Origin of the sequence: Sphaerochaeta sp. (assembly GCF_050178175.1) — a bacterium.
Taxonomy (GTDB): domain Bacteria; phylum Spirochaetota; class Spirochaetia; order Sphaerochaetales; family Sphaerochaetaceae; genus Sphaerochaeta.
Genome location: NZ_JBFXGH010000001.1, coordinates 38,055 through 55,950 on the forward strand (window position 1 = coordinate 38,055; position 17,896 = coordinate 55,950).

General features: G+C 48.8%; 16 protein-coding genes. 8 read left to right on the top strand and 8 right to left on the bottom strand.

Features of this window, described 5'->3' with window-relative positions:
- The first annotated feature begins 1 nt into the window (after window position 1).
- The gene (recR, locus tag AB7S66_RS00195; RefSeq protein ID WP_428517363.1) at window positions 2–592 is read left to right on the top strand and encodes a recombination mediator RecR; all 591 of its coding nucleotides are present in this window, start codon (window positions 2–4) and stop codon (window positions 590–592) included.
- Here recR and AB7S66_RS00200 read toward each other — a convergent pair.
- The 3 genes from AB7S66_RS00200 to AB7S66_RS00210 form a co-directional block, all read right to left on the bottom strand.
- On the bottom strand, window positions 589–1,356 hold the full coding sequence (locus AB7S66_RS00200; protein ID WP_428517364.1) for a TerB family tellurite resistance protein: 768 nt from the start codon (window positions 1,354–1,356) through the stop codon (window positions 589–591). The two genes, recR and AB7S66_RS00200, sit on opposite strands and share 4 nt — an antisense overlap.
- A gap of 3 nt (window positions 1,357–1,359) precedes the next feature.
- Window positions 1,360–2,784, bottom strand: coding sequence for an MGH1-like glycoside hydrolase domain-containing protein (locus AB7S66_RS00205; protein WP_428517365.1), 1,425 nt, complete (start codon window positions 2,782–2,784; stop codon window positions 1,360–1,362).
- 291 nt (window positions 2,785–3,075) lie between these two features.
- Window positions 3,076–4,005 carry a diacylglycerol/lipid kinase family protein gene (locus AB7S66_RS00210; protein WP_428517366.1) on the bottom strand — a complete coding sequence of 310 codons (930 nt, stop codon included), beginning with the start codon at window positions 4,003–4,005 and terminating at the stop codon, window positions 3,076–3,078.
- Between the two features lie 56 nt (window positions 4,006–4,061).
- On the opposite strand from AB7S66_RS00210, the gene AB7S66_RS00215 reads away from it, so the two are divergent.
- The 5 genes from AB7S66_RS00215 to AB7S66_RS00235 are packed head-to-tail and all read left to right on the top strand — an operon-like array spanning window position 4,062 to window position 10,707.
- Window positions 4,062–5,921: a YgiQ family radical SAM protein gene (locus tag AB7S66_RS00215; protein ID WP_428517367.1), complete on the top strand. Its 1,860-nt coding sequence runs from the start codon at window positions 4,062–4,064 to the stop codon at window positions 5,919–5,921.
- A gap of 5 nt (window positions 5,922–5,926) precedes the next feature.
- Window positions 5,927–7,291, top strand: a complete 1,365-nt coding sequence (locus AB7S66_RS00220; protein ID WP_428517368.1) for an MATE family efflux transporter — start codon at window positions 5,927–5,929, stop codon at window positions 7,289–7,291.
- A gap of 48 nt (window positions 7,292–7,339) precedes the next feature.
- Window positions 7,340–8,524, top strand: a complete 1,185-nt coding sequence (gene nagA, locus AB7S66_RS00225) for an N-acetylglucosamine-6-phosphate deacetylase (protein WP_428517369.1) — start codon at window positions 7,340–7,342, stop codon at window positions 8,522–8,524.
- 24 nt (window positions 8,525–8,548) lie between these two features.
- Window positions 8,549–9,994, top strand: coding sequence for an aminoacyl-histidine dipeptidase (locus AB7S66_RS00230; RefSeq protein ID WP_428517370.1), 1,446 nt, complete (start codon window positions 8,549–8,551; stop codon window positions 9,992–9,994).
- Complete coding sequence (locus tag AB7S66_RS00235) at window positions 9,991–10,707, top strand: gamma-glutamyl-gamma-aminobutyrate hydrolase family protein (RefSeq protein WP_428517371.1); 717 nt, start codon at window positions 9,991–9,993, stop codon at window positions 10,705–10,707. The genes AB7S66_RS00230 and AB7S66_RS00235 overlap by 4 nt, the downstream gene beginning before the upstream one ends.
- 46 nt (window positions 10,708–10,753) lie before the next feature.
- On the opposite strand, the gene AB7S66_RS00240 is transcribed toward AB7S66_RS00235, so the two are convergent.
- Complete coding sequence (locus tag AB7S66_RS00240; protein WP_428517372.1) at window positions 10,754–11,962, bottom strand: FprA family A-type flavoprotein; 1,209 nt, start codon at window positions 11,960–11,962, stop codon at window positions 10,754–10,756.
- Window positions 11,963–12,061: 99 nt separating this feature from the next.
- Complete coding sequence (locus AB7S66_RS00245) at window positions 12,062–12,763, bottom strand: M48 family metallopeptidase (protein WP_428517373.1); 702 nt, start codon at window positions 12,761–12,763, stop codon at window positions 12,062–12,064.
- Window positions 12,764–12,781: 18 nt separating this feature from the next.
- On the opposite strand from AB7S66_RS00245, the gene AB7S66_RS00250 reads away from it, so the two are divergent.
- Window positions 12,782–13,210, top strand: coding sequence for a hypothetical protein (locus tag AB7S66_RS00250; RefSeq protein ID WP_428517374.1), 429 nt, complete (start codon window positions 12,782–12,784; stop codon window positions 13,208–13,210).
- Here AB7S66_RS00250 and AB7S66_RS00255 read toward each other — a convergent pair.
- Window positions 13,207–14,151, bottom strand: coding sequence for a lysine exporter LysO family protein (locus tag AB7S66_RS00255; RefSeq protein WP_428517375.1), 945 nt, complete (start codon window positions 14,149–14,151; stop codon window positions 13,207–13,209). The genes AB7S66_RS00250 and AB7S66_RS00255 overlap by 4 nt on opposite strands.
- A 79-nt stretch (window positions 14,152–14,230) precedes the next feature.
- On the opposite strand from AB7S66_RS00255, the gene AB7S66_RS00260 reads away from it, so the two are divergent.
- Window positions 14,231–15,427, top strand: a complete 1,197-nt coding sequence (locus AB7S66_RS00260) for a TraB/GumN family protein (protein ID WP_428517376.1) — start codon at window positions 14,231–14,233, stop codon at window positions 15,425–15,427.
- A gap of 128 nt (window positions 15,428–15,555) precedes the next feature.
- Here AB7S66_RS00260 and radA read toward each other — a convergent pair whose 3' ends face one another.
- Both radA and AB7S66_RS00270 read right to left on the bottom strand, forming a co-directional pair.
- Window positions 15,556–16,908 carry a DNA repair protein RadA gene (gene radA / locus AB7S66_RS00265; protein WP_428517377.1) on the bottom strand — a complete coding sequence of 451 codons (1,353 nt, stop codon included), beginning with the start codon at window positions 16,906–16,908 and terminating at the stop codon, window positions 15,556–15,558.
- Window positions 16,909–16,933: 25 nt separating this feature from the next.
- Window positions 16,934–17,884, bottom strand: coding sequence for a peptidylprolyl isomerase (locus AB7S66_RS00270; RefSeq protein WP_428517378.1), 951 nt, complete (start codon window positions 17,882–17,884; stop codon window positions 16,934–16,936).
- Window positions 17,885–17,896 lie beyond the last annotated feature (12 nt).

The window sequence follows — 17,896 nt, forward strand, 5'->3', positions numbered from 1 at the left end:
CATGACAGCATTGGAAAACCTTATCCAAACCCTTTCCCGTCTTCCTGGCATCGGTCCGAAGAGTGCCTCGAGACTTGCCTATCACCTGATCAAGACCGAGAAGAGCTATAACCAGAACCTCAGCCAAGCAATTGCCACCATACAGGAACGGATTTTCCCTTGTTCCATATGTGGCAGTTTCACTGAGACCGATCCTTGTCCTGTATGCAGTGATGCTTCCCGGGACAGAAGCCTCCTGTGTGTGGTGGAAGAACCCCAGGATGTGCTGACCATCCAGTCCAGTGGGGCATATAACGGCCTATATCATGTGCTTGGGGGAGCGATCAGTCCACTTGATGGAGTCGGGCCCGAACAGCTCTCGTTCTCCCGCCTCCTGCAACGTATCAAGGAGGGTCAGTTCACAGAACTGATCATAGCCACCAACCCAACTGAAGAGGGCGATACAACAGCTCTTTACATCAGACATATTCTCAAGGAACATACAGAGCTCTCCATAACGCGACTGGCCAGCGGACTGCCCATCGGAGGAGATTTGGAATATGCTGACCGAATTACCTTGGCAAGATCATTACGAGGGAGAGTGACGTTCTAGCGTATGCCACGCTCTCTCTTGATTGATTCATATGCGTCCTGAATTTCCCTGAACTTTGCCGTCGCATGACCCAGGAATTCCTCCCCCATGCCTTTTGAGGCAAGCGTGTCCGGATGGAACTCAATGCTGAGTTTCCTGTAGGCACGTTTCACTTCATCATCAGTAGCCGTACGTGGAATATTGAGAATCGCATAGGATTTATCCAATGCATTACTGCAACCACCATAGCGGTTACAGAGCATCTCAACAAAGCTATCATTTAAGCGGAAAATCTTTGCAGCACGCCTGATCATCTCTTCCTCGGCACTGCTGATGACTCCATCGGCAGCAGCAACACGATAGAAGATATCAACCATCAGCTGAAGGATGTTTGGTGCGTGGCTAAAGTTTTGATAGAACTGGGAAGCAAACTGGTCAAACGTTCCACCACCGGTGAGAGCGGTATCGAAGACCCGCATGGCAGCCTCTTCTTCACGATACCCCAAACGAAGATCCTGACGGATGAACTCCAGCACCTTTTGACGTTCACGCGATGAAATCGAACCGTCAGAGGATGCAATCCTTGCAAGCATCGAGAATGCCCCCACAAAAAAGAGCATCTGCTCCCTATCGAGGGTTGTATAGCTACTTCTTGTTGTTTGTGTGGATCCTACATCACCGGCCTTGTCAAACATATGGCCGAAGGCAATCCCAGCAATCATTCCCAAGGGTCCTCCGAACATGAAGCCGAAGGTACCCCCAAACAGTTTACCGAGCCACGCCATGACTTACAGCTTGTCGATCAACATTGAACACTTTCCGGAAGGAATCGGAAGAGTCTTCTTCTTTTTCTCCCCAAGAATTTCAATGGTGAAGTAATAGAGCTTTTCGCTCTCAAGACGAATTTCCCAGCCACGTTCTGTCTTGTTGCTGAGAATGGTGATCATATTGCGTTTCAAGGAAAGGTTCTCGATTCCCATGGCCTCAAGGGAGGGCATCACCCAATTGACAGTCTTTCTGGGAAGCGAAATTTCCAAGCCGATGATGTTCTCGATCATCAGGGTAATGGTTACAACTCCTGCATAGGGCATCAGTCTCCTGCGCGGGAAGCCTGGAATCTCATCTGTCTTGGAAAAACCTTCCTTGTTTGGAAGGTACGCCTCCCACACATCCCCCAGGGTTTCAGCATCGGGATGCAGGGTATCAAGCAGGAAATACATGTGCCTGATGGCACACTCCCTTGCAAAGATGAACTGGTTGAACTTCTCCAGCCCCTTGATGACCATATAGGTATTGATGGGAATAACCCCACCACAATACCCATTACCATCCTCGCTGAACACAGGAGATGAGACCGGTACACTCGGGAAAGGGTTGTCGGTTCCAAACTCCTTTGGATCCTTGAGGTACTCAATCAGGTAAGCAGCACGTTCATCGTTGGGAATTTCCGCAAGCAGTGTCCAATAAGCACCAATATACTTGTTGTCAATACGGTTCCCCTTGATATCCAGATCATAGTAGAAATTGGTATCAGGGTCCCACATCATACTGTTTATCCTCGTCTTCAAGGAGAAGTAAATCCGCTTGTAACGGAAACTCAACTCCTTGTCGTTGAGGATATCACCGATTGCAGACATGTACAGGGCATTAACAGCAAGCTGTGCATTGAAGTCCAATGGGTAGTACACATGGTCACGGGGAATATTACCACTCTGGCATGCTTCGATGGGAACAGAGTAGAGCCCATTGGGCTTTTGGAACGTTGCCTGGATCCAGGAGAAGTATCGCTCCAGTACAGGAACGACCTCCTTCAGCCTTTTCTTGTTTCCAATCTTATGATAGAAGCCATGTTCAACATAGGCAAAAAGAGGAGGGAAAATCCCTTCTGGGTTTGCTGCCGTAAAGACAGGCTTCCCATCCTCTATGGAGTACTCCCCACGAATAGCACCATTTGCTTCCTGTTTCTGGTAGAAATAGTCGAGCATGGGGAACGGAGAGTTATTCTGGTTGCTATACACCAGAAAAAGAGAAGAGAAACAGGATAAATACTGATTGAAGGTGGTCTGGCCAGGGTATGAAAGATAGGAACCGTTCATGCCATTGGCTTCGGTTCCTTGCTTCCAAAGTTCGTCTATCCATACCCAAGACCTGTCATACATGTCGACAAAATCTTGATCATAAAAATGTACGAACGGCACCATATCCTTTATCAAATTGGGAACTCCTTGGTTATCAGCTAAAACGAGAAAAACTACATAAAACGCGCATTGTTAAAGATAAACTCTCTTAGAGGAGAAGTCAATCATATTCAGGCAAGTTTTGGAAACACTTCTCTTTTTCGAAAACCAACCTTCCGGATTCCATAGAAAATTTTTAATCATTTATATAATAGCTAATTATTGAAAAATTGAAAAGAGCTCCTTTTTAGTAAAACGGCAATATTTATCTGATTGTTCTGTATCGGGTCCAACATCTAGACACGGTTTGCCTAAAAAACCCAACTCTCAGCAAAACACCGGGAGGGCGGCTTCCAAAAGCGTAACGGAAAACTCCATACACCCTTGAGAAATTTCTTCCCCATCAACATGCACAGGCATCGGATGATCACTGCTTACCATCTTCACCTCCTTCACTCTTGAGACACTGAATTCCTTGCGCTTGACCTGTCCTCCCTTGAAGAAGGTAAGCGCCAGGGGAACCAATTTCCAGCTGGGAACAGGAGCATTTGCATATACCACATCAAACAAGCCATCATCAAAAAGCGCATCCGGACCCATCAGGAATGCTGAGCCCATTCTCCTTCCATTGCAGATGGAGAGTTGCTGTGTCTGGAGTCTTTGCGTCTTTCCATCCAAGGTAAGCTCAACAGAATACGGAGCTGGATAATGAATCAGGATTCTGATAAGGGCAAAGACATAGCTTGGAGTCCCAGAGACATGCTTGAAATCACTGGCAAGAAAGTTTACCAGTGGCTCAAATCCGACACCAAGGCCATTTATGAAGTATCGTCCCTGTGGATATTTGCCACCATGCACAATACCTGCATCGATAGTCCGTTTGGTACCTTGAAGGATTATAGAGCAGGCCTCCTTGATCGATTTCGGTATCTGCATACCCCATGCAAAGTCATTCCCTCGTCCAATCGGTATTACCCCTAGGGTCGGAACCGGCAGCTGTCTCCCTGTTGCAGCCTTCAGCATTCCGTTGACCGTCTCGTTGACGGTGCCATCCCCGCCGGCAGCAATGACGACATCCCGTCTTTCACATGTTGCCTGCCATGCCAGCCGCTCTGCCCCTTCGCCCTTCTTGGTATAGACCAGTTCCACATGATTCCCTGATTGGGAAAGCAAGGCCTTGATCAGGTCCCCCTGCTTTTTTGCTTTTCCCTTCGCAGCATGTGGATTCAGAATAACGAAAAACTCTCGCTCAGCCATGACAGTACCCCTTATTCCTATTTACACCCAAGGACCGATGACCTATGATGAGCGTTGTGAAAACATACGCCCCTCGCACAGCATTTCTTCCTACAACACAAGAAGATTTGCAACAACGGTCCTGGGACCAAATAGACATCGCCTTCATCAGTGCAGACGCATACGTCGACCACCCCTCATTCGCACTTGCCCTCTTGTCACGATTGCTGGAAAAGGAAGGTTATCGTGTGGGTATTATCGCACAACCCGACTGGAACTCAACAAAAGATTTCCTTAAATTGGGCAAACCACGTCTTTGTTGCCTTATAAGTGGGGGGAATATCGACAGTATGGTCTCCCACTATACCGCCAATGCAAAACCGCGTAGAGAGGACGAATACAGCCCCGGAGGCAAGGCAGGGCACCGCCCGGACCGTCCAACCTTGGTGTATACCACGAAGGCAAGACAAGCTTACGGCAAAGACACCCCGATCATCATAGGGGGACTGGAGGCTTCGCTGAGAAGGCTCAGTCACTATGACTACTGGAGTGACAAGGTACGTAAACCCATCATCCTCGATGCAAAGGCCGACCTTTTGGTCTATGGTATGGGAGAGAGACAGACCCTGGAAATAGTCCGGCGTCTTGATAAAGGCGAACCAATCTCGCAGCTTAGGGATATCAGGGGAACAGTTTATGCAACCAATCCCAACACCTTTGAGATAGAGGCAGAGCCAACAAGTATCCTCCCATCCTATGAAGAGGTCAGTGAACGGGATAAACAATCCAATACACCAACTGAAGCGGGGAAAAAAGCCTATGCAAAGGCTTTTGGCATGCAGATGCTGCAGGAAAACCCCATAATGGGAAAACGGGTCATCCAATCGTGCATGCAACGCATGGTCGTCCAGAACCCTCCTGCCCTTCCGCTGGAGGAAGCCTTTTTCGATTCCCTGCACGAACTTCCTTTCACCCTTGATGCACATCCAGACTACGAGAAAGCAGGGGGAATCCCTGCCCTGAAGGAAGTACAGTTCTCCATCACCAGCAATCGTGGGTGCTTTGGCTCCTGCTCTTTCTGTGCCATCACCAGCCACCAGGGCAGGATGATCCAAACCAGGAGCAAGGAATCCTTGGTAAAGGAAGCAAAACGAATGAGTGAGCATCCTGCATTCAAGGGGTATATCCATGACCTGGGAGGGCCAACTGCCAACTTCCAAGGGTTGGCCTGCGATAGACAGCAAACCTATGGGCCCTGTCCAACGAAGGAGTGCCTTTATCCCAGTCCATGTGCCAATCTCAAGGACTACCATGGAAGATATCTCGATCTACTTGAAGCCATTGAATCACTTCCTAGGGTAAAGAAGGTTTTCATCAGGAGCGGCATCCGCTATGACTATCTCCTGGAAGTCTGTGACGAGAAGACAAGGCAACGATTCATGAACCATCTTGTCAGGCACAATGTCAGCGGTCAACTCAAGGTTGCTCCCGAGCATGTCAGCGACAGGGTGCTTGATGCCATGGGCAAGCCAAGGGCAGCCCTCTTTGACGAATTTACCGAACTCTACCAAAAGGCCACAGAGAAGGCTGGGAAGAAACAATACCTGATACCCTACTTCATTGCCGCCCACCCCGGCAGTACATTGGAAGATGCCATCACCCTGGCCTTATATATGCACAAATTCCACTTCATTCCCGATCAGGTGCAGGAATTTTATCCAACGCCCGGGACAGTCTCTACCTGTATGTACTATACTGGACTCGATCCCAGACCTGGCAAGCGGTTTGCCAGCGTGTACGTCCCCAAGGGACGTGAGAGACATCTGCAGCGAGCCCTCCTGCAGTACAACAAGATAGAAAACCGCCCCTTGGTCCTTGAGGCCTTGGAAAAAGCGCAGAGGAAGGACTTGTCGAGGATACTTCTCACAAGACGGTAAACTTGGTGGAAAAAACAATATCAGAACGCAGGGATTTCTTTCAGAAGATGGTGACCATAGCCTTGCCTGTGGTCTTCCAAAGCCTGCTAACCAACTCCCTCTCCTTTGTCGACACCCTGATGATCGGACAGCTTGGTGAGTCTTCCATTGCTGCTGTTGCGCTGGGAAACCAGATGTTCTTCCTGATCAGTGTGTTGTTCTTCGGTGTCTGCAGTGGTTCAGCCATCTTTCTTTCCCAATACTGGGGGGCGAAGAATGAAACCAATATCCAACGGGTCCTGGGACTCTCGTTCACCTTGGCAGGAGTTTCAGCTCTGCTTTTTGCCTTGGCATCATTGTTCATCCCCCGCCAGATCATGCATATATTCACCACTGAAACAGAGGTGGTCAGCCAAGGTATCGCGTATCTCAGGATTGTCGGCATAAGTTATCTCTTTACCGCAATCAGCCAGGTACTTGCTACGGCACTGAGAGTCATTGGATATGCAAAGATTCCCTTACAGGTTGCTCTCTTCTCACTCACCCTAAATGCAGGGGGTAACTACCTCCTCATCTTTGGTATTGGCCCATTTCCTGCATTGGGTGTGGCAGGGGCAGCAATCGCGACCACCATAAGTCGACTGGTTGAGGTAATCGCCCTCCTGTGGATCGTCTACCATCGCCATCCGGTCATTGCCATCAGAAGCAGGGAGGCATTCCGGTGGAACAAGACGTTCTTGTTGCATATCATCCCTACTAGCATGCCTGTGATCATCAATGAATTCTTCTGGGCCCTTGGAATGGCCACCTACAAGGTTGCATACAGCAAGATGGGAATCGAAGCCATCGCCTCCATAAATGTGGCAGAATCGGTCGGGAATCTTTTCTTTGTCCTGATGATGGGCATCAGCAATGCAACACTGATCATGATCGGGGTAAAAATTGGGGAGAAACAAAGGCTCCTTGCTCTGCTCTATGCCAAACGATTCATTGCCACAGCGCTCTTGGTAGGGCTTGCCATGGGCATCTTTGAATTCCTCTTTGCCCCGCTGTTCACCTCCTTCTTCAATATCTCGGATAGGGTAAGAGAACTGGCTGTCTACTGTCTTTCCATCAATGCAGCGCTGCTTCCGATCAAGAGCATCAATATGGTCATCATTGTGGGAATACTCCGAAGCGGTGGCGATACCAAATATTCCATGTTCGCAGAGATGTTCGGGGTTTGGGCGGTCGGTGTTCCGCTTGCTTTCATCGGCGTATTCCTGCTGAACCTCAATACCTGGCAGCTCTACCTGCTCTTGGGAATGGAAGAGGTCACCAAGCTGTTCATAGGCTTATATCGCATAAAGAAAGAGGTATGGATCAACGACCTGACAGTTACCTTTCATTGACCTCTCTTGCGTATGAACGTATAGTTGTAGGTAAAGAGAGGTATCTGCATGAGTCTACGAACCGTACTTACCAATGGGACTGTTGTAACTGGTTATGCAAAACTGAAAGACTGCGCCCTCTATATAGATGAGAAAGGGGAGATCGGCGACATCTTCAATATGAGAAGATTGTCTGAAAAACACTTCCCCAGTGACACCACCATGATTGATGTAGGAGGTTCCTATATCATGCCTGGTTTCATCGATTCCCATATCCATGGGATTGGTGGTTTTGGGACAGAGGACTGTAAGCCTTCCAGCATCCTGGGAATGAGCGAGCGACTTGCGGACTTTGGAGTGAGTGCATTCATGCCAACCGTCTACACTGATAAGCTTGATGTAATGAAAGCCAGCACCAAGGCGATTGCCGATGCCATGGGCAGTGAGCAAGGTGCAAAGATAATGGGCATCAATCTGGAAGGCCCTTTTATCTCCATGGAACGTGTTGGAGCCCAGAATCCAGAGGGCGTAATACCTGTCAATCTTGAGATTTTCAATGATCTCATCGAAACAGGACAAGGTAAGGTCATCTGCATGACCGTAGCCCCTGAACTCAAACACATGCGTGAATTGGCATTGTTGGCAAGAGAAAAGAACATCGTCTTACTTGCCGGCCATACCAACGCCAGTTATGAAAACATCATGGAGGGGATGCAGTGCGGAATCTTCCATTCCACCCACTTCTTCAATGCAATGAGCCGCCTGCATCATAGAAACCCTGGAACGGTCGGGGCGATCCTGATCCAAAGAGACATGCAGTGTGAGATCATCTGTGACGGTATTCATGTCCATCCTGAATTGGTCAAAATGTTGCTCCGTGAAAAACCACTGGACAACATTGTCATGATAACCGACAGCCTCAAGCCCACCAAGCAGAGAACCGGTCCCATGGTGGCCAACGGGGTTGAATGCACCTTGGGGGAGGAAGGGGCTTTTGTCAGTCTCAAGGATCCAGACCTGTTCATCGGCTCTGCACTGACCATGCTCCAAGGCATGAAGAATGCAGTCGAATGGGAAATACCCATTCAACAAGCAAGCCAGATGAGTTCCACAAACCCAGCACGTATCTACAGCTTTACCAAACAAGGGATGCTGGTCCCAGGCTACAAGGCGGATGTGGTTGTACTGGATAAGGACATGCAGATGAAAGGTTTGTTTGTCGATGGGAACCTGATCCGCGACCGCTTTGCCTGAAAGAACAATAAGGAGTACATGACTATGCAAGATGCAGTGAAGGGGTTGAAGCCCCAGGCACTCTGGAACTATTTCTCTGATCTTTCTGATATCCCCCGAGAATCGGGAAATGAGGAAGGAGTACGTCAATTTCTTCTTGCCTTTGCCAAAGAACATGAGCTTGATGCCATAGTTGATGCAGCCGGCAATGTCATCATCCGAAAAAAGGCCTATCCAGGATTTGAAAAGAGACCTTCAGTCGCCTTGCAGGGACATATGGATATGGTCTGTGTAAAAGAGGCCTGGAGCACTCATGACTTTACCAAGGACCCCATAGAGCTTATACGAGACGGTGATTTTCTCAAGGCAAAGGGGACCAGCCTCGGTGGGGATAATGGCATTGCAATCGCGCTCGCTCTCGATATCCTTGCAGACAAAGAGGCAAAACATGGCCCCTTGGAGACAATCTTTACCGTTAGTGAAGAGACCGGACTGACAGGGGCTTTCAACATTGAACAGGACAAGGTACAGAGCAGGCTCCTGATCAACCTGGATAGTGAAGAAGAAGGGGTTCTCTATATTGGTTGTGCCGGAGGAATAGAGGTTGATGTAACGCTCCCTGTGCAGTGGGAGCAAGTTCCTTCTTCCTTCAAGGCTTTCACACTTACTGCAGACGGGATGCTTGGAGGACATAGTGGTGGAGAAATCCATAAACAGCGGGCAAATGCCATCAAGGTTGCGTCTCGTGCATTGAGCCAGGTTCACTCCTGTATGGTCTTCAAGGCAGAAGGGGGAACCAAACGGAATGTCATTCCTTCAGTTTGCACGCTTTCTTTTGCAGTACCATCCGGTGAGATTGAAACATTGAAGGCTTTCGTCTCACAGACCCAGCAGATGCTTAGTGACGAGTATGCACTCAATGACCCGGATATTCGCATTACCTTGGAGGAGACGGATGTCCCAAAGAAAGCTGTGGATGGAACAATCAGCAAACAACTGCTCACCAGCCTGTATGCCGCCCCACATGGGGTCGATGCCATGAGTTTCAGGATTCCTGGCATCGTGGAGACCTCATCCAATCTGGCCATTCTTCGGCTGGATGAAGAGGCTTTCCATGTAACCAGCAGCCATCGCTCCTCAGTACTCTCTGCGCGTGATGATATAGCCCGCAGGTTTGCATCAGTCTTCACCCTCGCTGGTGCAAAGACAACCTTTGTAGGGGCATACCCTGCATGGACACCAAACCCCGACTCAGCATTGACGGGATTCTGTGCAAAGGCGTATGAGGAGTATACTGGGAAGAAACCGGAAATTACGGCCATCCATGCTGGCCTTGAATGTGGTATCATCAACAGCAGGATCCCTGGAATGGACTCTGTATCATTTGGCCCTGACATGTTTGATGTCCACTCCACCAAGGAACGTATCAGCATCCCCTCTGTTGAGCGTATCAGTGGATTCACCCGTCACCTGCTCTCAATCATCGAATGAGCAGGCCGATCATAGCGATAGGCGGGACCTATGACCAGGCTCCGCCTACCTCTGCATTTCCCACCCTTCGGAGGATTTTCACCAATGAAGGGTATGTTGCAAAGCTCGAAAAGAGTGGTGCTTCCGTTATTCTCATTCCACACACAAAAAGCAATATCGATACCCTCTTATCCCACTGTGATGGTCTCTTACTAGCAGGTGGACCTGATATTGAGCCATCATATTATCGCCAGGAACGTCATCCTTCCTGCGGTAAAAGTGACATAGAGAGCGACATATTCCAAATCGCGTTGTATCATGCTGCAAAGAGAAAGAGTATACCAATCCTTGGTATCTGCAGGGGGTGTCAACTGATCAACGTAGCTGAGGGAGGAACCCTCTTTCAGGACTATCTGATGAGAGAGCACCACGACATAGTACATCCAGATCTGGAACACTTTGACCAGATAAGCCATCCGGTCACGATCCAGGGGCACACAAAACTTGCTTCCATACTGGGAAGTGGGGAGGTCGGGGTCAACAGCCTTCACCACCAATGCATCGACAAGGTTGCCCCTGCTTTTCACTCTACGGCAAGAAGCAGCGATGGTTGCATTGAAGCTATAGAGAATACCAGTGAGAATTGGATCCTAGGGGTGCAATGGCACCCTGAGAGCATGGGAGACGAGATGCTTCCCCTCTTCAATGCGTTTGTGGAAGCAGCCATGGGATAACAGGAGGGGCTGAAACAGCCTCACTTGTGTCTGGTAATGCTTTAGGTTAGCCCTTTATATCCTTGGCTAATGCCTTTGCCAGATCATAGGCCTTCTGCTTGTCTTCCTCAGTAGGGGACCCTTGGTATTCAACCACACCACGGCAGTCCAGCTTCATGGCAGAAGAGAATTCATCAAACTGCTTTTGTGCTCCACCGGACCATCCAAAGGATCCAAAGCGTAGTGTTTTTCTTCCCTGTACATGGCTTCTCTCCAGAATATCCAAGACGTGATACATCGGGGGGAACATCTTGTATTCGTAGGTAGGCATACCGATGACCAAGCCTTCGCTTCTCCACACCTTCTCCAGGACAAAGGACTCATGGGTCTGGGGAACCTGCAGAACATGGACAGGAATGCCCTCACTCTCCAGGCCTTCAACAATTGAAGAGAGCAGGGCCTGGGTGTTCCCATACATACTCGACCAGACTACAGCTACCTCTTTTTCTCTGGGACCTTGCATGTAGGTGGCCAGGGTCTTGTACCACTCGATAATCTTCCCTGGTTCTGAGCGCCATACAATCCCATGGCTTGGTGCAACCATCTTGATGGGAAGCCCATCAAGCTTGGCAATTCCACGAATTACAAAGGATGAGAAGGTGGAGACAATGTTTGCATAGTAGCGCTCCGTCTCACCTGTAATCTTTTCCTTCTCTCCAGCGCTCAATTCATCATCAAAACAGTGTTCATAGCGGCCAAAGGAACCGAAAGCATCACAGCTGAAGAGAATCCCATCCTCTTGTAGATACGTCATCATGGTCTCGGGCCAGTGGATGTTCGGGGTCATGAAAAACTTGAGTGTTTTTCCCCCAATATCAAGGGTTTCCCCGTCACTGACAGCCCGCACATTCTTCTCAATCTTATAGAAATGCTTTATCATGGGAACAGCTTTTGCGCTGCAAAGGATTTCTACTTCGGGATAATGCTTGACGATTTCAGCCATTGCACCGGTGTGATCTGGTTCCATGTGGTTGATGATGATGTAGTCCAGCTTCCCATCTCCGAGGGAAAGACTCTCCAGCTGATCACCAACAGCTTTCAACGCACCATCCCAATCCTTTACCAAATCGACCAGGACACGTTTCTCGCTGCCTTTCACCACATAAGAGTTCAGCATCACTCCATCAGGGATGGGCCATATTCCTTCAAACAGGTCCCGACTGCCGACCTTTGCGGCCACACGGTAGACACCATCTGCAAGTACATCAGGTTTCATAGTATTGAATCTCCTCTTCATGCAAAGATACACGATTATACCAAATTTGTGAATGAAAGACATCAATACCCCAGGTCAATCCCTGCACTCACTCGGGAATCAAAAACAGAGCTGGGTCTCCCTTTGCATGGAAAATATGGTTCGCTGTACCTGTTTGTAGTCGCTCATGTAGTGCAGAAGCAAGGAATGGAACTCTTTCGAGTGATTGAAATGGACCAAGTGAGCCATTTCATGCAGTACCAAATAGGAGAGTTGCTTCTCGCTTAGGGCTTGGCATCGCAGGGAAAAATTCAGCCTGCCTTTTGCTGAGCAGCTACCCCATCGACTTTTTGAATCGCGTACTGAAAAAGGAGGAAAGGGGAGATGCAGGATATCTGCCCAATAGGAAACCAGGGGTGTCAGTCTCTTGCGTGCCTCTTCCCGATAGAGTTCCTTGATCATGCGGCAGATACCAAGGGAGTCCAAGGGCTTTTTGGGATCATAGGTCACGAGCAAAGAGGAATCAATTACCGTAATTGCGGCATGCTCTCCAGGCTCCAATAGAAGTGTGTAGTGTTTTCCTTCATAGGGAAACAACTCTCCACTCCCATAGGTATGCAGTGCCTGTTGCTGTTTTATGATGGTATGGAGCAGTTTTTCCTTATTGCTGAGAATAACTCTCTCTACGGCAACCTTCGATATTCCGTAAGGGGCACTTACTTTCACCGCCCCATCTGCCTTGACCCGAACCGTTATATGCCGAATCCCTCTTCTATAGAGAAGGGTATATGGTATGTTTTCTACTTTACCGTCTGTTTTCATTCTGCTACAGTATCTCTCATGCAACAAAGCAAGTCCATGATTTTACACCTCAACCAGGCGATTGCCTATCAAACAGCTCCATTCTCTGCCTCTGATGCGGAAGATGCTTATCAACAAATGCTCACCCATCTCGATGCCCAACCGGTGGGCAGTGAAGGGTGTCTTGCACTCTCTTCCACCCTCAACCTGCTCTTTGCCGGGGTACAGGAGAGCCCCGATGAGGCAACACGGGAGGCTGTTGAGAAAGGGCTCCCCCTGCCGAAGGTAGAGGCTCCTTTCCATCTGGAGGAAGGAAGCTATACATTCACCCAGCTCGCTCCCCCTTCTTCCATCGCCTCCTTATCCTCAGCAATCGACAATCTCTTTGACGGCCCACCTGTCATCTACCTTAGGCTCCTGAAAGAGAATCCTCTTACCATCATTGCCCAGCTCTGGACACAGCGTTAGAAAAAGAGAGGAATGAGAAGCGGAGCAACCAAGCTCATGATCACACCATGATAGATCGAACCTACCATGGTACGCGTCCCAAAATGGGAGGAAAGCAAGACCAAGGTGACATCCATACTGGTTGCACCGGCAGTGCAGACTGCAGGATAGTAATACCTCCTTCCCAACCTTCCAAACAGAGGAATGAGGAAAAATGAGAAGCTCTCCCTCAGCAGATTGGACAGGAATGAGATGGAACCAAGAACCGGATACCCCAGATCAGTGATCAGGATACCGGAGAGAGAGTACCAACCAAACCCACTAAGCATCCCTATGACTTGGGAGAGGGTATAGGGAGTGAAAAGGAAAACCCCTAAGGCTCCAACATAGGTGCCGAGTATGGTGTAGAGTGGGAGGAAAAACAGGCTTCTATCAGCAAACACCCCTTTGAAGCTTATCTTCCGATGGACCATACCCATGCCAACAAAGAACAACAGCACATAAAGCAGGTAAGTAACCAGGGAACTCTCGAACCAGGAGAAGGCATTCGTACCCAGTCTCAATATCAAGCCAAGGATTACAATGGACACCAAGAGCAGAGGTTCCTTGATAATATCATACAGCCTTCTGATGAAACTCTGCTCCTTCCTCTTTGCAATGGCAATATGCTCAGAACGCAAGGACGGGGTCAGGATAAAGGAAAAAAGCAACGCAACAAGAATGGTACCGGCCACCCCAAAAAGGGTGATAAGCAACGCAGTAATACCGATGGTCCCAAACTGGGAGGTGATCCCATCGATTCCCCCAGTGTTCACCCCCATGAAAAACAGCAGAAGCCAAACCAAGAACATCTGTGCATACGCTGAGACATGGGTGAACCTTTCCTTGCCCAAAAGATGTGCAGAACCCATTCCGAGAACTAAAGCAAGGGCGAGTTTCGCCAGATAGAACATTGTTTCCATGTGGACAAACAGTATATCAATCACACATGAGTGTCAAATTCCCTTGTTTCTCTGCTCTTCCTTCAGTATAGTTGACTGCATGACTGATGAAAAAATGAGTGATACCTTCCACCGACTCACACTCAACGATGGAAGAGAGATTCTCCTTGTGGGCACAGCCCATGTATCCAAAGAGAGTGTTGATGAAGTGTCACAACTCATTGAAAGTGAGCAACCTGACCATATCTGCCTTGAGCTTGACGATGGACGGATGAAAAACAGGGAGGAGAAATCCTCTTGGTCAGATATGGACATCAAGAAGGTCCTCAGGGAAAATAAGGGATTCCTCCTGTTGGCGAATATGGCCCTCTCCTCCTTTCAGAAACGGATGGGAGACCAATCAGGAAGCGCCCCAGGGGAAGAAATCCTCAGTGCAGCAAGACTGGCCAAGGAAAAAAAGATCCCCTACTCACTCTGTGACAGGGAAATCCAGGTCACGTTCAGCAGGGCATGGAGAAAGTCGAATCTCTGGAACAAGGCAAAACTCATTGCCACCATCATCAGTGCCGCTTTCAGTAATGAAAAGATTTCAGAGGAGGAACTGGAGTCCCTCAAAAAAGCCGATGTCATGCAAGGCATGATGGATGAGATGGCAAAGGAACTACCCTCTGTAAAGGAAGTGCTCATCGACGAGCGGGACCGTTATCTGGCAACCAGCATCTTCCTCTCCCCTGGCAATAAAAAGCTTGCCGTCATTGGCGCAGGTCACCAAGGTGGGATCATCAGGACGATCAAGGCAATCGAGGAGGGCACCATCGGTACCGACCTTTCAGACATCAGCACCACACCAAAGGGTGGTAAAGCCGGAAAGATTTTTTCCTGGGGCTTTCCCATACTTATTGTGGGAATCCTCTTGTATGGTTTCTTCAACCTCGGTCAGAGTGAAGGAATCAAGATGTTTGGGTACTGGCTGGCAGTGAACATGAGCTTCACTGCCATTGGTGCAATCCTTGCACTGGCCCATCCCCTCAACACATTGGTGAGTATATTGTCAGCCCCCCTTACAAGCCTCCATCCTGGGATTGGGGTTGGAATGGTGAGCGGATTGATGGAAGCAACACTCAGGAAGCCAAAGGTCCGTGATTTTGAGCAACTGGGGGAGGATGCAGCATCCTTCAGGGGGTGGTATCGAAACCGTGTATTGCACACCCTTCTTGTTTTCCTCTACACCAGCCTAGGAGCCTCCATCGGAAATGTTGTCATTTTCCCCATTCTTCTCAGCATGCTTGGTTCATAAGGAAAGCTAACGAATATAGCAAGAGAGGTCGTATCGATGGATACAACCTTTTCCCGACTCTTTATCAATATATTTATTTCTTTCAATTGTATATTATTATTTATTTGTTAGTATTGCTTACTATATAATCACTTCAATGAATTCATAAGATCCAGGGCTTCCTTCACTGTAGAGCAAGCATGTTGAACCAGCGGGGAACGGGAAGCAGTCCTGGGTACTATTGAACGCTTGAAACCCAGCTCCTTGGCAGCCTTCTCTCGCTTTTCCGGAAACCCAACACCCCTTACTTCTCCAGCAAGGCTAAGCTCCCCATAGCTGACCAAGGCCCTGGGTATATTCTTGTTGGTCAGGGCAGACCAGAGGGCAAGGGCAAGGGGCAACTCAATGGATACCTCACTGAGTTTCATCCCTCCTGCTACATTGACATAGATATCCTGGTCACTGAGCCGTAGGCCTGCATGTCGCTCCAAAATTGCAGCAACGCGGGTAACCCTGGCGGTATCAATTCGGTCTGAATAGATTCGGGTATACCCATTCTTGGCACTGGTAGTCAGTGCCTGGATTTCCACCAAGAAGGTCCGCGACCCCTCGATAACCGGTGTATAGGATATCCCAGGGGGTATGTCCTTCGTGAGCCTATCGGTAATAAAGAATGAGGACGGATTTGCCACTGGGCTGAGCCCTTTCCCATGCATACTGAAAATACCGATTTCATCAACTGAGCCAAACCGATTCTTAGCAGCTCGAATCAACCGAATTCCACTGGAAATCTGCTCAAAGTAGATTACGGTATCAACCAGATGCTCAATGACTTTTGGGCCAGCCAACACCCCTTCCTTCGTCACATGCCCGATAAGAAACAACGATATCCCCAACTGTTTGCAGAGACCAACCAAGGTAGTGGAACAAGACCGGATCTGGTTCACTGACCCGGCAGGGGAAGGAATCTCATCACTGGTGAGTGTTTGTAGTGAATCGACAACGACTACATCAGGCTTCTCTTCACTCAAGAGACTTACCACCACTTCCACCCTGGTATCACAGAAAATGGAGATGGATGAAAGATTGAGTTCCAGTCGTTGGGCACGAAGCTTAACCTGACTGGGTGACTCCTCTCCAGAAATGTAGAGCACTTTCCGTCCGCTTGAGCACTTCTCAAGTACCTGGAGCATTAAGGTAGACTTGCCGATACCCGGCTCTCCCCCAAGGAGGATGGAAGAGCCACGCATGACTCCTCCACCGAGTACCCGGTCAAGTTCACTGATACCTGTCTCATACCGGAACAACGGATCAATCTCAACTTCCTCCAAACTCACTGGCTTGGTGGCAGTGCTGATCACAGCACGCTTGCCATCGGAAGGCTTACTTACCGCTTCCTCTTCAAAGGTGTTCCAACTTCCGCAGTCTGGACAGCGTCCCAACCATTTTGTCTCAATCCTGCCACATTGGCTACAGACGTAATGAACAGCCTTTTCTTTCACAAGTATCTCCTTCTTATATATCTAATTAAAACTTTATCAACTCCACATCGAAAATCAGATAGGAGTTGGGAGGGATAACCCCGGGATATCCCATGGTCCCGTATCCGAGTTCGGGGGGGATGATCAGGGTCCGCTGTTCTCCTACGGTCATGGTCTTCAAGGCCTCATTCCATCCTTCAATTACCTGTCCGATTGCAAACTGCGCTGGGGTCCCCCTCTGCACTGAACTATCAAAAATCCTTCCATCGAGCAAGGATCCAGTATAGTGAACGGTTACCGTCTGGCCGTGTTTCGGGCTTTTCTTTCCTTCACCGTCCTTCTTTACTACATACCGAAGGCCTGTCTCTGTCACTTTTGCATCAGGCCAACGATTCTTCAGCTCTTTCTCAAGCTTCTCTTTTTCCTTGGCTTCGCGGCTCTTGTTCTTTTCCTCTGCTGCAAGTACGTACTGGGTAAAGATCTCACGAGAAACTTCAAATGCCTCAGCTTCCTTTCCTACGCGTACAATCTCAACACGACTGAGCTTATCACCTTGTGCTATGGAGTTCACCACATCCATGCCCTCTACAACATGACCAAAGACGGAATGCTTTCCATCCAGCCAAGGTGTCGCCACATGCGTGATAAAAAATTGGCTTCCATTTGTTCCGGGCCCAGCGTTTGCCATGGAGAGAACCCCTGGTTCGGTATGTTTCAATGAATCATCGAACTCATCTGGGAACGTATATCCGGGACCACCGGTCCCATTTCCTTTGGGGCATCCACCTTGGATCATGAAGTTTTCAATGACCCGATGGAAGGTAAGATTTGTATAAAAAGGCTTTCCTTCCCCATTCACATTCAAAACTCCCTCTGCAAGCCCTACAAAGTTTGCAGTGGTCATTGGAGCTTTCTTGCTCTCAAGGAATAGTGTGATGTCACCCTTACTGGTATGCAATACGGCATACAAGCCGTCTTTCAATTCTTTCTTATCCATTTTTTCTCCTTA

Bases quoted from the DNA above. Each gene is read 5' to 3' on its own strand.
- recR (WP_428517363.1), top strand. From the start codon at position 2: ATGACAGCATTGGAAAACCTTATCCAAACCCTTTCCCGTCTTCCTGGC.
- AB7S66_RS00200 (WP_428517364.1), bottom strand. From the start codon at position 1,356: ATGGCGTGGCTCGGTAAACTGTTTGGGGGTACCTTCGGCTTCATGTTC.
- AB7S66_RS00210 (WP_428517366.1), bottom strand. From the start codon at position 4,005: ATGGCTGAGCGAGAGTTTTTCGTTATTCTGAATCCACATGCTGCGAAG.
- nagA (WP_428517369.1), top strand. From the start codon at position 7,340: ATGAGTCTACGAACCGTACTTACCAATGGGACTGTTGTAACTGGTTAT.
- AB7S66_RS00230 (WP_428517370.1), top strand. From the start codon at position 8,549: ATGCAAGATGCAGTGAAGGGGTTGAAGCCCCAGGCACTCTGGAACTAT.
- AB7S66_RS00235 (WP_428517371.1), top strand. From the start codon at position 9,991: ATGAGCAGGCCGATCATAGCGATAGGCGGGACCTATGACCAGGCTCCG.
- AB7S66_RS00240 (WP_428517372.1), bottom strand. From the start codon at position 11,962: ATGAAACCTGATGTACTTGCAGATGGTGTCTACCGTGTGGCCGCAAAG.
- AB7S66_RS00245 (WP_428517373.1), bottom strand. From the start codon at position 12,763: ATGAAAACAGACGGTAAAGTAGAAAACATACCATATACCCTTCTCTAT.
- AB7S66_RS00250 (WP_428517374.1), top strand. From the start codon at position 12,782: ATGCAACAAAGCAAGTCCATGATTTTACACCTCAACCAGGCGATTGCC.
- AB7S66_RS00255 (WP_428517375.1), bottom strand. From the start codon at position 14,151: ATGGAAACAATGTTCTATCTGGCGAAACTCGCCCTTGCTTTAGTTCTC.
- AB7S66_RS00260 (WP_428517376.1), top strand. From the start codon at position 14,231: ATGACTGATGAAAAAATGAGTGATACCTTCCACCGACTCACACTCAAC.
- AB7S66_RS00270 (WP_428517378.1), bottom strand. From the start codon at position 17,884: ATGGATAAGAAAGAATTGAAAGACGGCTTGTATGCCGTATTGCATACC.